This is a genomic window from Enterobacter cloacae complex sp.6700776 (assembly GCF_048284255.1).
Classification (GTDB): Bacteria; Pseudomonadota; Gammaproteobacteria; order Enterobacterales; family Enterobacteriaceae; genus Enterobacter; species Enterobacter intestinihominis.
The window spans coordinates 471,965-485,746 of record NZ_JBLVYK010000001.1; the positions used below are offsets into that span (position 1 = coordinate 471,965).

Consider the following 13,782-nt stretch of genomic DNA (forward strand, 5'->3'; position numbering starts at 1 on the left):
CAGGTTCTTATGGATGATTTAACCCTGCGTTATTACGACGCTGAAATGCGCTACCTGCTGGAAGCCGGCGAAGAATTTGCCCGCGCTCACCCTGAGCAGGCAGCAATGCTCAATCTCGATAAGACGGGCGCGCGCGACCCGTACGTGGAGCGCCTGTTCGAAGGTTTTGCCTTCCTGATGGGCCGTCTGCGCGAGAAGCTTGACGACGACCTGCCGGAACTGACCGAAGGGCTGGTCAGCCTGTTGTGGCCGCATTACCTGCGCACCATTCCCTCGATGTCGGTGGTGGAGTTCACTCCTGTCTGGCGTGAGATGAAAGAACCGATGCGTATCGCCAGAGGTTTCGAGGTCAATTCGCGGCCGATCGGTGAAAAAGGCACGCGTTGTCGCTACACCACAACTAAAGAGATAACCCTTCAGCCACTGGCGTTGGAGCATGCCCGCCTGTCGACTGATCCTGACGGGCGCTCTGTCATCAGCCTGCGCTTCAGTTGTAGCCATCTTGCTGACTGGAGCCGTGTCGATCTCAGCCAGATCCCGTTCTATTTCAATGCTGACGCACCGCTGGCCTGCGCTATGCATGAAGCTTTTACCATCAATACGGCGCGTCTGTGGCTGCGCATGCCAGGTGACGTAGACAGAAGGCCGATGGACGGGTATTTCACCGCACTGGGGTTTGGTGATGATGACAGGCTGTGGCCGAAGGGGGACAGCAGTTTCAGCGGTTACCAGTTGCTGCTGGAGTACTTCACCTTCCGCGAGAAATTTATGTTCATGGGGCTGCGCGGGCTGGAGGCCGTGATCTTTCCTTCTGAGCTTCCTTGGTTTGAAATCGACGTGGTGCTGGCGGAACGCTGGGAGCATGACTTCAGCTTTACCGAAAAGCACCTGCGCCTGAATTGCGTGCCGGTCATTAACCTGTTTCCGCTGGAATCCGATCCGCTGACGCTCAATTCTCTGCAAACCGAATACATGCTGCGCCCGATGCGCGTGCAGGATGGCCATACCGAGATATATACCGTGGATTCGGTGATGTCGTCGAGTCAGCATACCTACGTGCCGTTTTCGAGCTTCCGTCATAAGGGAGGAATGATGCGTCATGAAGCACCGGAATATTACTACCACACCCGCGTGCGCCGCGGTCCGTCCGGCCTGCATAACACCTGGCTCATTCTTGGCGGCGAAGCATTTGATAATCATACCGTCCCGGAAGACGAAAGCCTGTCGCTGACGCTCACCGGCACAAACGGTCAACTGCCACGACGTGCGCTGCAAAGCACCGTGCTTGATACGGTGATGAAAACCACTTCGGTCAGCATTGCCGTGCGCAACCTGTGCGCGCCGACGCTACCTTGTTACCCACCGGCGCAGGACCGTTTCCACTGGCGCGTGCTGAGTCACCTTGGCAGCGGATTTCTGTCGATGATGGATAATGCCGACGTGCTGCGCGGTACCCTGGCGCTGTATGAATGGACCGACAGCGAGATGAACCGTCGCCGCCTGGAAGCCATCATTGACGTGAAGCACAGTGAAACCGAACGCTTTGAGCAGGGCTATCTGGTGCGCGGCGTGCAGATTGAGGTGACCCTGGACAGCCATGGCTTTGCCGGGCGCGGTGACATCTGCCTGTTTGGCGAGATGCTGAGTCGTTTCTTTGCGCTCTACACCGACATTTATCTGTTTAACCGACTGATTATCATCCTGCAACCTACCGGAGAGCGCCTGGAATGGGAAGAGAAGCACAATCGCCGTATTCCCGGCTGAGCCCACGGCTGGAAGCCGACCTGCATCGCATTAACTTTTACCGTTTATGCCAGTTACTGGAGAAGCGTAACCCGGGCAGGCCGCTGATGGGCTCGACCAGTCACCCGGGGGATGATCCGGTACGCTTTGCCCCACATCCGGGGATGGGATTTCCGGCCAGTGAGATGAAAGCCGTGGAATATGATGAGGAGGATGACAGCCGGCCACCACTCATCCGCACGACCTTTATGGGAATGTACGGTGTCGACTCACCCTTGCCGACGGCGTATCTCGATGACATCGCTCAGCGTCGGGAAGGGCATGATGCACTACAGGGTTTTCTGGATATCTTCAGTCATCGCATTCTGACGCAGTTTTACCGTATCTGGCGTAAATACTCTTATCCTGCCACCTTTGAACCCGGTGGTACGGACAGCATCTCGCAGTCACTGCTGGGCCTGGTGGGGCTGGGTATTCCCGGCACAGCAGACCACATTGCCACACCGGTATCCCGTTTTCTGGCTTTGCTGGGTGTCCTACAGCAACCGGGCAAAACTCAGGAGGGGATGCAGGCGCTGGTGACTTTGCTGGCCCCGGAAACCACCGTTAAGGTTAGCCCGTACTGCCTGCGGCCGGTGGAAATTGGTCAGCCACTGGGCTTTTACGGTGATGACGATTTTCTGTTGGACGGCAACACACCACTGGGTGACGAAGCGATGGATGCGGGTAGCCAACTGCTGGTTGCGCTTAGGACAGATAATGAACAGGAGGCACAGGGCTGGAAGCCGGACGGTCTGCTGTATCAGGACTTTATGGTGATGCTTCGTGTCTGGCTCGGTTGGCGTTTTAAGGCAAAACTCACCCTGACCACCCGGACCCGACTTCTTGCCGTTCCGCCGCTTGGTGAAGGCCCTTTCTGGCTCGGGATGAACGGCGTGCTGGGGGCTGATGAGGGGGAGTTTACAGACGATATCCCACCGACCTTTACGACGGAACTGGGCTATTACACCGGCCTGAAGCCGGCAATATCACAACAAGGAAACCGACGTGTTACGTACAAGTTCAATTAAACACGCGAGCTTGCTGCCTGCTCTGCTGGCATTCAGCCTGACGGGGTGCGGGGTGACGCAGGGCATCACTGATGGCACCAAATCGGCATTTAACTCCGTGTTCTACAAAAAAATTAAGATGCTGCACCTGGATTTCACGGCGCGTGAAGCGTTAAACACCGATTCCCGCGAAAATAACTCACTCTCCGAGCCGGTGGTAGTCCGCGTCTATCAACTGAAAGACCGTAAAATCTTCGATAAAACGGTTTACCAGCAACTCCTGAAAGATGGCGAAACCATCCTGAAAGCCGACCTGCTGGCGACCCGAGATGTGGTCGTAAAACCGGGTGGTGATACAAATCTTGATATGCCAATGGAAGAAGAAACGCAGTTTGTCGCGGTAGTCGGCCTGTTTCGTCACCCGGACCTGGACAACAATACCTGGAAGCAGGTTCTAAAACGTGAAGATCTCGATCCGGATAAGCCGCGCATTCTGGAGGCCGGGAATAACCACCTGACGTTACAGCCATTGAAGGATGACTGATGCCAAAGGGACATAATACGCCATCGCTGTATGAAATGCTGAGCGGCAATTTCTCAGGTGGCCTGAACCTCAACCAGGTCAGCGAACAGAATCAGGTGATTTTATCAGTACTCGATAACATGCAGCGCATCCTCAACTGCCGCGCTGGTACGCTGGCTCACCTGCCAGACTACGGCATGCCGGATATGACAAAAATCCTCCAGGGGATGCCCGGAAGCGCCCATCAGCTGATCACCACACTGTCGGCCGTGTTGCTGAAATATGAGCCGCGCCTGAATCGAATTAACGTGGTGATGCAGGAACAGATTCAGGCCGGTGAGCTTCGCTACGCCATTGATGCGGAGCTGAAGGGGGTGGGGCTGGTGCGCTACGGCACGGAATTTATGCCCGAGGGCAGGGTATTAATCCGTCATCTGAAACAACAGCAATACCTCGATGCACGAGCCGCCATCTAGTTATTACTCAGGTTAAAACAGTTATGACAATAAATTCTGAACGCCAACTTAAAACCGGCGGGGATCCGCGCACGCTTGCGGATTACGCTGCCTTGCGCGAAGAAATGAACAAGCTCACCCATCCGGCACGCCCGGATGTGAACTGGCAACACGCGGAAACGCTCTGTCTGTCACTGTTCGGGCATAACGGTGTGGAGCTACAAACGGCTGCCTGGTATACGCTCGCCCGTACGCATCTGGCCGGATTGTACGGTATGAATGAGGGGCTTGCGGTACTTGCTGCACTGGTAGCCCGCCAGTGGGGAAACCTCTGGCCACAGCCTGTCCATGCGCGAATCGAAATCCTCAGTGCACTCAGCAAGCGCCTGCAACAGGTAGTACGAACGCTATCGCTGACGTACGCTGACTTAGGGCAGCTGTATCAGTCTGAAGAGCATCTGAGCGCTTTGGGGGACGTCTTGCAGCGTATGGAACTCAAGCATGCTACTCAGCTTGATGCTCTGCGCACGATGATGCAGAACGCAGCAGTGCGTCTGGAAAACAGCGAAAATACGGACATGAGTCTGCACGGTGACGCATTGGGTGCTACGGAAATTCACCTCGTCGAACCGACTGAGCGTAGTAAATGGGTTTATGTGGTTGAGCCCGAGCCGGTGCTGAACGTTGGGGTGGTTAAAGAACCTCCGGTGTCGATGAAACCCTGGAAGCCATTTGCTGCTGGTATGTTGACCATGCTGGTGGCAGCCAGTGTCGTCGCAGGAGGATGGCAGATGTTGCATGCGCCAGATTCGGCACAAGCGCAGCTAGCCGCGGCTCTGGCTCCTCTACCTCAAGGGCTATCTACAGGGCAATTAGAGGCGCTGCAACAAACGTCACCGTCACCGGAACCGGGGATTGGCAAGACACAACAGCTGTTAGCGCAGCTTTTACAGTTGAAACCAGACTGGGCAGTGAGCTTCGGCGACCGTCTGGTGCAGCAGGCGCTGATGCTGTGGCCGGAAGAGGCCAAACCCCTGGCGCAGCATTGGCAGAAACAGATGAGTATCGCTGCGCTAGCAGATTTAGATCTGAATGGATGGCATCAGGGTATGGCGCAGTTGCAGCAGTTGACGAACAAGCTGAACGCACTGGATGAACAGAAGGGGAAGTACATGACGGTGAGTGAACTGAAATCAGACGTGTTTGCCATGTCGCAGTCATTTAGCCAAACCATACCGCTTGAGGAGCAGCTTCGTCTGCTTTCCACTCTACCTGCCGGGCAACCCCGGTCAGCAGCGCAGCAAAACAAGGTCGAACAACATCTTCAGCAGTTGATTGTTAGCTACGCCCTGCTGAAGCACAAAAAAGAACAATAAGACTGGCGAAAAACACGGAGTTAACATGTCAGTAAGAGAGCGTTTTTTTAAGAAAGTGCAGCAGAATAACGTAAATAAACCGATTCATATTAATTCGGCTGAAGCCGAAGTCAGGGTTTTTTGTCAGCGGATGGATGATCTTGCACAGCAAATTATTGTTTGGTTTGAGGGTTCTGGTATTGAAGTCCTGTTATCCCAAAAGCATATCACCGATTTGAGTACAGTCGGCTACAGCCTCAGTAGCAGTATATGTCGTTATGTCATCACGACTGTCATTCTGCGAAATGGAGATCGCAGCGTCAGCATTATGCCAGAACAGATCATCAGGGGATCAGAGAAGGGGTGTATGACAATGTGCATTAATGCCCCCGGCAGTATATCGGGGGAGAGGATATACCATTTAAGCATGGCGCCTGAAACAGGCTGGTATATTCGTCGCGGACATCAAAGTGTGAAAGAGAATGTCCTCATGACGGAGGACTATTTTTTCCAGTCAGTCGACTGTCTGGCCTGAACGTAAGCCAGCCTGGTGGGAGGTCACGGTAACGTAGTTGATAAATATTAACTACGTTAACTTATTAAGCATGACTAAACAATGTTGCCCTACGGTACTCCTTCTTAAATAGGTAAGCGCTAATATTTAAGGGGGGGCGGTAACCAAACTACAAGCTGGATATTTACCGTATATCATGCTTTTTATCTGCCTTAAGCGAAACTGCTCAAATCAAACTGCAAAACAACAAACCAACGACGAACGTGAGGACAAAATACTGTGGCAATGCTATAAACCTTAGAGCCCACAAAAATATAAAGTCGTAGGAAAAACTATGCTAAGAAATATTAGTGTCAGAACCTTCATTGTCTATTTCCTTTTATGTGTGTTTTTGGTAAGTGATGGAGTTATAGCGCTATTTTCAGGGAGTTTTTCGCTTTTTATTGCAGTCATTATCGTACAATGTATCGCCTTAATTTTACTCTGGGCGTATATGACAAAATATCTTGTGACGCCGATCAATACTGTGAAAAAAAGTATTGAAGAAGTGACGTCAGGCAATCTCGGCGTGTCGATCCCTGAATTCGGCAACAACTGTGCGGGACGACTGATCCCGGGCATTAATAGTCTCTCCAGCAACATTGCAACGCTGGTCCGTGAGATCCGCGCCTCCTCGCAAACCGCGATGACCCTGTCAGATCAGCTTTCTTCACGCAGCGCGCAGCTTTCCGTTAAAACAGAACAGCAGTCAGCTTCGCTGGTGCAAACGGCAGCCAGCATGGAAGAGATGGCTGCAAGTACAAAAAATAATGCCGACAATACCCGTTTAGCCAGCGAACAGGCGAATATCGCGACGTTGCAGGCGCGTAAAGGCGGAGAGTTAATGGGGCAGGTCGCGAACAATATGCAATCAATTACCGACTGCGCCCAGCAAATGACAGAGATTATCTCGCTGATTGACGGTATCGCTTTTCAGACCAATATTCTGGCGCTTAACGCCGCCGTTGAAGCGGCAAGAGCGGGCGACCATGGAAAAGGATTTTCAGTGGTCGCTGGTGAGGTCAGAAGCCTGGCGCATCGTAGCGCCGAAGCGGCAAAAAATATTAAGTCATTGATTGAAGTCACCAGCCATAACGTGACGCAGGGCGTTAACGTAGTCTCTGAAGCTGAAAAAAACATGCACGACATCGTTACCGGCTCGGGCAACGTGAGCCGACTGATGGATGAAATTTCCGCCTCAACATCGGAACAAGAAAAAGGGATTTCACAAATCACGCTGGCATTGTCAGAGCTGGAACGCGTAACACAGAGCAATGTGTCGATGGTTGAAGAACTCAACGGTTCGTCAGATGTGCTGCGCAATCAGGTGATTGAACTTCAGACACGAACACGTAATTTCCGTCTGAAGAACGAGTACCAGGCTGATAATGCGTTAATAAGCCGCGAATGGGTGGTGAATTCCTGAGCATATTCAGGATGATGCCTCACATAATTATTGCTTAACCCTCGACGAAAGCTAGACTGACACCGAAAGAGATAAATCGGTGGAGGCGCTGTGGAGAGCATTAAAGGGTCTGAAGTTAACGTACCTGACGCGGTTTTTGCATGGGTACTTGATGGGCGCGGGGGCGCAAGGCCGCTTGAAGATCAGGATCACATCGACAACGAACACCCATGCTGGCTGCACCTCAACTACACGCACCCGGACAGCGCCGAGTGGCTCGCGTCCACGCCGCTATTGCCCAACAACGTTCGGGATGCGCTGGCGGGAGAAAGTCTCAGACCTCGCGTCAGCCGGATGGGTGAGGGGACGTTAATAACACTGCGTTGCATAAACGGCAGTACGGATGAGCGTCCGGATCAGCTGGTGGCAATGCGTGTCTACATGAATGAACGATTGATTGTTTCCACCCGTCAGCGAAAAGTGCTGGCGCTGGATGACGTCATTAACGATCTGAAAGAGGGCACGGGGCCTACGGATTGCGGAAGCTGGCTGGTGGATGTATGTGATGCGCTGACCGATCATGCCAGCGAGTTTATTGAAGAACTCCACGATAAAATCATCGATCTGGAAGACAACCTGCTCGATCAGCAAATTCCCCCACGTGGTTTTCTGGCGTTGTTGCGAAAACAGCTTATTGTTATGCGCCGCTATATGACCCCGCAGCGCGACGTCTATGCGAGACTGGCCAGCGAACGCATGAGCTGGATGAATGACGATCAGCGTCGCAGAATGCAGGATATTGCTGACCGGCTGGGACGTGGTCTGGACGAAATTGATTCGTGTATCGCCAGAACGGCGGTCATGGCGGATGAGATAGCACAGGTAATGCAGGAGTCATTAGCCAGGAGAACCTATACCATGTCGCTGATGGCGATGGTCTTTTTGCCAAGTACGTTCTTAACTGGGTTGTTTGGCGTCAATCTTGGGGGGATCCCCGGCGGTGAATATCACTATGGCTTCACTACGTTTTGCGTCATGTTAGTGGTTTTGATTGGGGGTGTTGCATGGTGGTTGCATCGTAGTAAATGGCTGTAAATTTACGCATTTTCTAATGCTGCGACTGCTTCAAAACGACATTTTAATTGAGCGAAGTCAATAAACTTACACCATGTTAGGTGCAATATTACTCCCGCAGGTGAATGCAACGTCAAGCGATGGGCGTTGCGCTCCATATTGTCTTACTTCCTTTTTTTGAATTACTGCATAGCACAATTGATTCGTACGACGCCGACTTCATAGTCGGCTTTTTTTTGCCTCCTGTTTATCTGCGTCTACCCTTTAGGGGTAAGCACCCTAATCTGGAGGAAAAGATGAGTATGCTACTTGCCCTGCAACGCCTGAACACATGGCAGTCCGATCCGGTGCCCACCGATCCGACCCCAATTCCCGATCCCATCCCGCGTCCGCAGCCGATGCCGGATCCGCCACCGGACGAAGAACCGATTAAATTGTCGCATCGTTAGCGGAGATCTGCGAGGATACGCGCCATCTGACTGCAATCATTACCATGAGAGTATATTGTGACCGCTTTTTCCACGCTGAACGTTCTGCCTGAAGCCCAACTGACAAACCTGAATGAGTTGGGTTACCTCACTATGACCCCTGTCCAGGCCGCCGCGCTGCCGGCTATCCTTGAAGGCCGGGATGTGCGCGTGCAGGCGAAAACCGGTAGTGGAAAAACGGCTGCATTTGGACTCGGCCTGTTGCAGCATATTGATGCAACCCTGTTTCAGACCCAGTCCCTGATACTCTGCCCGACGCGCGAGCTGGCCGACCAGGTCGCGGGTGAGCTGCGTCGTCTGGCGCGTTTTTTGCCTAACACTAAAATTTTAACGCTCTGCGGCGGGCAACCGTTCGGTGCGCAGCGCGATTCCCTTCAACACGCGCCGCATATCATTGTGGCAACGCCGGGCCGTCTGCTCGATCACCTGCAAAAAGGCACCGTTTCACTCGATGCACTGCAAACGCTGGTGATGGATGAAGCTGACCGCATGTTGGATATGGGATTCAGCGATGCGATTGACGACGTGATCCGCTTTGCGCCCGCCACACGTCAGACGCTGCTTTTTTCTGCCACCTGGCCAGAGGCGATTGCGGCGATCAGCGGGCGCGTGCAGAAGAACCCGCTGACCATTGAAATCGATACTGTCGATGCGTTACCAGCGATTGAGCAGCAGTTCTTCGAGACGTCGCAGCAGGGCAAAATTCCACTGCTGCAAAAATTGCTTAGCCAACACCAGCCAGCGTCCTGCGTGGTGTTCTGTAATACCAAAAAAGATTGTCAGGCGGTGTGCGATGCCCTGAATGATGCCGGACAGAGCGCATTATCGCTGCATGGCGATCTGGAGCAGCGCGATCGCGATCAGACGCTGGTGCGTTTCGCTAACGGCAGCGCTCGCGTGCTGGTTGCAACGGATGTGGCGGCTCGTGGCCTGGATATTAAATCGCTTGAGCTAGTGGTGAATTTCGAACTGGCATGGGATCCGGAAGTGCATGTCCACCGCATCGGGCGTACCGCGCGTGCGGGTAACAGTGGTCTCGCCATCAGCTTCTGCGCGCCTGAAGAGGCGCAGCGCGCTAATATTCTTGCGGAAATGCTGCAACTGAAACTCAACTGGGTGAATGCCCCCGGTAATATCAGCATCGCTCCGCTGGCGGCGGAAATGGCCACCCTGTGCATCGACGGCGGTAAAAAAGCCAAAATGCGTCCCGGTGACGTTCTGGGGGCGTTAACAGGGGATATTGGTCTCGACGGGGCAGATATTGGCAAGATCACGGTCCATCCTGCACATGTCTACGTAGCAGTTCGCCAGTCGGTTGCGCATAAGGCCTGGAAACAGTTGCAGGGCGGGAAGATTAAAGGGAAAACCTGCCGCGTTCGGCTGCTGAAGTAAGGATAAAAGCGTCTCAGAAGCACTGTCTGAGACGCAGTCAGGTTATTTCACTTCCAGCACGTTCAGGCGCAGTTCATCGAATTGCGCATCCTCTTCCTCTGGCTGCCAGCCAGCAGGCTGCATCGGGATCTCTTCGCGGTCAAACGCCAGATCCCCGCCGTTCACCACCTCTGAACCGTGGTTAATCCCTTTGAAATCGAACAGTTCAACATCGGCGAGGTGCGAAGGCACCACGTTCTGCATGGCGCTGAACATGGTTTCAATGCGACCCGGATAGCGTTTATCCCAGTCACGCAGCATGTCGCCAATGACCTGACGTTGCAGGTTCGGCTGTGAACCGCACAGATTGCACGGAATGATAGGGAAGGCTTTGGCCTGAGAGAAACGCTCAATGTCTTTCTCGCGGCAGTAGGCGAGCGGGCGGATCACGATGTGTTTGCCGTCGTCACTCATCAGCTTCGGTGGCATTCCCTTCATTTTGCCGCCGTAGAACATATTCAGAAACAGTGTTTGAAGAATGTCGTCCCGGTGATGACCAAGCGCAATCTTGGTGGCGCCCAGTTCGGTTGCGGTGCGGTACAGAATGCCGCGACGCAAACGTGAGCAAAGCGAGCAGGTCGTTTTGCCCTCCGGGATCTTCTCTTTAACAATGCTGTAGGTATTCTCTTCTACGATTTTGTACTCAACACCCAGGTTTTCAAGGTACTCCGGCAGGATATGCTCCGGGAATCCTGGCTGTTTCTGATCGAGGTTAACCGCGACCAGGGAAAAGTTCACCGGTGCGCTTTGCTGTAGATTGCGCAGGATCTCCAGCATGGTGTAGCTGTCTTTACCGCCCGACAGGCAGACCATGATGCGATCGCCTTCTTCAATCATGTTGAAGTCTGCAATGGCTTCGCCCACGTTACGGCGCAGTCGCTTTTGCAGTTTATTCAGGTTGTACTGTTCTTTCTTGTTAATCTCTTGATTTTGTTGCATCTATTCGTTACTCAGATCTCAAATGGGGCACAGGGTGAGAAAACGATTTCAAAGCGTCAGCTTCGTGTTCATCTCTTCTATCCATGTAGCATAGATTTCATACACCATCTGCGCATTTACGTGCCCCATCTGGTTAGCGATAAAAGACGGGTTTGCGGCTACCGGTAAAAACCAGCATGCGAAAGTGTGTCGTGTATGGTACGGATTGCAGCGCCGAATGCCAGCACGATTTACAAATGAGCCCCTCAAAGAAGTTTGGTTAAGACTAACGGGTTGTCTACACTTACAGCTTACGCAGTAAAAACGGAGGTGAAAATGTCTGACCGTCCCGTTAATGGTGACCATCCTGATTATAATCCCAGCCCGGATAACCCGGAAAAGGATGGAAGAAAACCGAAAGATGATCCTGGCTCAGCGCCTGAATCAGGCGATAAAGTTCCAGAGTAATGACCAGCCGCCTTTACGAAGGCGGTTTTAACACCCATTACGGCCTCTCTATGCGCAACGCTATTCACGATATTCCGATACCCGCTCAGAACCCCCTGTTTTGCCGGACGAGAAGGTGAGATAAAGCACCGATCTCATCCCCGCGTTCCAGCACGTTTTACAGTTCTCCTGCTACGCTTTTGAGGGGGACAAGGGAGCGCTTCTATGAAAAATAAAGACGAACAGACAGGATTAGTTGGGCTGGCGATTGGTGCCGCCGTTATCGGGCTGGTTTCAGCGCAGAAGATCATCAACCGTGAAAGTATTGTCGATGAGCTGGTGAGGCTCGGCAGGCAGAAGGGGGATGGTGTCGAAGATGAGGTCTTTTTAAAAGCGGCTGAGTTAGTGAGAAAAGGGGTATAAGCGATGGCTGAAATTCGTCATGCACAGTGTCATTGTGGGGCGGTGAAATTTACTGTTGAGCTGACGGACGGCCTGAATACCGCACGGCGATGTAGCTGCTCGTTTTGCAGGATGCGCGGGGCAGTAGTGGTTTCCGCGCCGTTGACGGGTATTAAGGTGACGCAGGGCGCGGACACGCTCACAGAGTACCGTTTCAACACCGGCACGGCGCGCCATTTCTTCTGCTCGGTTTGCGGTATTTACACGTTCCATCAACGACGTTCCAATCCCAATGAATATGGTGTGAATGTCGCCTGTCTGGAAAATGTTACGCCATTCGACTTCCCGGAAGTGGCGGTAATGGATGGGATAAATCACCCTATGGATGGCGACAGCGGGGTAATTGGCTATCTCTCTTTTCGCAAAGAACAGGCGAAACAGAGATAAAATTAGCCCGCAGATCGCTGCGGGCTAACGGGATTAGAACTGGTAAACCAGACCTAACGCTACGATGTCATCCGTACCGATGCCATTGTTTTTGTAGAATGAATCATCTTCATCCAGCAGGTTGATTTTATAATCAACATAGGTGGACATGTTTTTGTTGAAATAGTAGGTAGCACCGACGTCAGCGTATTTCACCAGGTCTTTATCGTCCTGACCATTGCCCAGATCTTTACCTTTGGACTGTAAATAGGAAACAGCCGGACGCAGGCCGAAGTCAAACTGATATTGTGCGGTCACTTCAAAGTTCTGGGTTTTATTTGCAACCGCATCTGCATTGTCGCCGTACGGCGTCATATTACGGGTTTCGGAATACATTGCAGCCAGGTAAATGTTGTTGGCATCGTATTTGAGGCCTGCGGTCCATGCATCCGCAGTATCACCTCCCGCAGTAGTGTAATTTACCTGATCGTTAGTACGGTCAGATGAAGCATATGCCGCGCCTGCGCTGAAGCCCATGCCGAAATCATAGGTTGCGGAGATACCGTAACCGTCACCATTTTCATGACGTGTATCACGACCGTTGTTGGTCCCTTCATTGGTAGAGCAGAAATTCTCATCGCAGTTATTACCTTCATTATTACCCTGATACTGCACCGCGAAGTTCAGACCCTGCACCAGACCAAAGAAGTCGGTGTTACGGTAGGTCGCCACGCCGTTTGCACGACCGGTCATAAAGTTATCGGCATAAGTATAAGAGTCGCCACCAAATTCTGGCAGCATATCGGTCCAGCTTTCTACGTCGTACAGGACGCCATAGTTACGGCCGTAATCGAAGGATCCGTAGTCGCCCACCTTCACACCCGCGAAGGCCAGACGCGTCCAGGACTGATTGTCAGAGCCTTCGGTGTTGTTTGCCTGAATGTTGTATTCCCACTGCGCGTAACCGGTCATCATGTCGTTGATTTGGGTTTCACCTTTGAAACCCAGACGCATATAGGTTTGGTCGCCATCTTTTGACGCATCGTCAGAGAAATAATGCAGACCATCTACTTTGCCATACAGATCCAGTTTATTGCCGTCTTTATTATAAATTTCAGCTGCGTGAGCGGCTCCAGCCATTAACAAAGCGGGGATCATCAGTGCCAGTACTTTTCTTTGCATTTTGATTATTCCTTTGCAGTTATTTTTTTATTGCTTAGTGAACTTTCCGGGCTGGAAAGCTGTCCCATGCTAAATCACACAGAGGGCTGATGAATAAAATATAATTGTTACGGGTTGAGTAAAATCTAAAGCAAATGATGCGTTTGAAATAACAATTGATGCCGTGAATTAATCGTTATAATCGATACAAAATAAAAATTATTAATTAAGTGGTAAAGCAGGTATTCTCCATGGCGTTATATGCCTTTAAGATTTTTTCATCCATAATTCACGTGAATATTGTTCAGAACATTGAGGCAATTTTCACCGAACTTCTGGATTAGCCCGGTGC

Annotated in this window: 15 protein-coding genes and 1 pseudogene; 13 read left to right on the forward strand and 3 right to left on the reverse strand. The window is 52.0% G+C overall.

The window, feature by feature from the left end; genetic code table 11:
- The first annotated feature begins 9 nt into the window (after positions 1–9).
- From tssF to dbpA, 10 genes are all read left to right on the forward strand, one after another.
- A complete protein-coding gene (tssF, locus tag ACNQ0T_RS02400; protein WP_417929487.1) occupies positions 10–1,764 on the forward strand; it encodes a type VI secretion system baseplate subunit TssF in 1,755 nt (584 codons plus the stop codon).
- Complete coding sequence (gene tssG, locus ACNQ0T_RS02405; RefSeq protein ID WP_096216971.1) at positions 1,728–2,813, forward strand: type VI secretion system baseplate subunit TssG; 1,086 nt, start codon at positions 1,728–1,730, stop codon at positions 2,811–2,813. The genes tssF and tssG overlap by 37 nt, the downstream gene beginning before the upstream one ends.
- Positions 2,791–3,336 carry a type VI secretion system lipoprotein TssJ gene (gene tssJ, locus ACNQ0T_RS02410; RefSeq protein ID WP_032624166.1) on the forward strand — a complete coding sequence of 182 codons (546 nt, stop codon included), beginning with the start codon at positions 2,791–2,793 and terminating at the stop codon, positions 3,334–3,336. The genes tssG and tssJ overlap by 23 nt, the downstream gene beginning before the upstream one ends.
- Positions 3,336–3,791: a type VI secretion system baseplate subunit TssE gene (gene tssE / locus ACNQ0T_RS02415; protein WP_045308189.1), complete on the forward strand. Its 456-nt coding sequence runs from the start codon at positions 3,336–3,338 to the stop codon at positions 3,789–3,791. Before tssJ ends, tssE begins: the two co-directional genes overlap by 1 nt.
- A 23-nt stretch (positions 3,792–3,814) precedes the next feature.
- On the forward strand, positions 3,815–5,146 hold the full coding sequence (locus ACNQ0T_RS02420) for a VasL domain-containing protein (protein ID WP_417929489.1): 1,332 nt from the start codon (positions 3,815–3,817) through the stop codon (positions 5,144–5,146).
- A 25-nt stretch (positions 5,147–5,171) separates the two neighbouring features.
- Complete coding sequence (locus ACNQ0T_RS02425) at positions 5,172–5,660, forward strand: hypothetical protein (RefSeq protein WP_193131950.1); 489 nt, start codon at positions 5,172–5,174, stop codon at positions 5,658–5,660.
- Between the two features lie 313 nt (positions 5,661–5,973).
- A complete protein-coding gene (locus ACNQ0T_RS02430; RefSeq protein WP_022648264.1) occupies positions 5,974–7,104 on the forward strand; it encodes a methyl-accepting chemotaxis protein in 1,131 nt (376 codons plus the stop codon).
- Between the two features lie 90 nt (positions 7,105–7,194).
- Entirely contained in the window at positions 7,195–8,178 is a 984-nt protein-coding gene (zntB, locus tag ACNQ0T_RS02435; RefSeq protein ID WP_032624170.1) for a zinc transporter ZntB, read from the forward strand.
- Positions 8,179–8,459: 281 nt separating this feature from the next.
- On the forward strand, positions 8,460–8,606 hold the full coding sequence (locus ACNQ0T_RS02440; protein ID WP_369702450.1) for a hypothetical protein: 147 nt from the start codon (positions 8,460–8,462) through the stop codon (positions 8,604–8,606).
- 57 nt (positions 8,607–8,663) lie between these two features.
- On the forward strand, positions 8,664–10,037 hold the full coding sequence (gene dbpA, locus ACNQ0T_RS02445; RefSeq protein ID WP_032624171.1) for an ATP-dependent RNA helicase DbpA: 1,374 nt from the start codon (positions 8,664–8,666) through the stop codon (positions 10,035–10,037).
- Between the two features lie 42 nt (positions 10,038–10,079).
- Here the strand turns inward: dbpA and ttcA are convergent, their stop codons facing one another.
- The gene (ttcA, locus tag ACNQ0T_RS02450) at positions 10,080–11,015 is read right to left on the reverse strand and encodes a tRNA 2-thiocytidine(32) synthetase TtcA (protein ID WP_063853456.1); all 936 of its coding nucleotides are present in this window, start codon (positions 11,013–11,015) and stop codon (positions 10,080–10,082) included.
- Positions 11,016–11,063: 48 nt separating this feature from the next.
- Positions 11,064–11,249, reverse strand: a pseudogene (locus ACNQ0T_RS02455) (tyrosine-type recombinase/integrase); the annotation flags it as partial.
- 81 nt (positions 11,250–11,330) lie between these two features.
- Between ACNQ0T_RS02455 and ACNQ0T_RS02460 the strand changes: the two are divergent.
- The 3 genes from ACNQ0T_RS02460 to ACNQ0T_RS02470 all read left to right on the forward strand — a co-directional run bounded on the left by ACNQ0T_RS02460 (position 11,331) and on the right by ACNQ0T_RS02470 (position 12,290).
- Positions 11,331–11,462 (forward strand): hypothetical protein, encoded by a 132-nt coding sequence (locus ACNQ0T_RS02460; RefSeq protein ID WP_417929492.1) that lies wholly within the window; start codon positions 11,331–11,333, stop codon positions 11,460–11,462.
- Between the two features lie 204 nt (positions 11,463–11,666).
- Positions 11,667–11,864 carry a hypothetical protein gene (locus ACNQ0T_RS02465; RefSeq protein WP_022648260.1) on the forward strand — a complete coding sequence of 66 codons (198 nt, stop codon included), beginning with the start codon at positions 11,667–11,669 and terminating at the stop codon, positions 11,862–11,864.
- A 3-nt stretch (positions 11,865–11,867) separates the two neighbouring features.
- Complete coding sequence (locus ACNQ0T_RS02470) at positions 11,868–12,290, forward strand: GFA family protein (protein WP_023300213.1); 423 nt, start codon at positions 11,868–11,870, stop codon at positions 12,288–12,290.
- Between the two features lie 33 nt (positions 12,291–12,323).
- On the opposite strand, the gene ompC is transcribed toward ACNQ0T_RS02470, so the two are convergent.
- Entirely contained in the window at positions 12,324–13,451 is a 1,128-nt protein-coding gene (gene ompC / locus ACNQ0T_RS02475) for a porin OmpC (RefSeq protein WP_417929494.1), read from the reverse strand.
- Positions 13,452–13,782 lie beyond the last annotated feature (331 nt).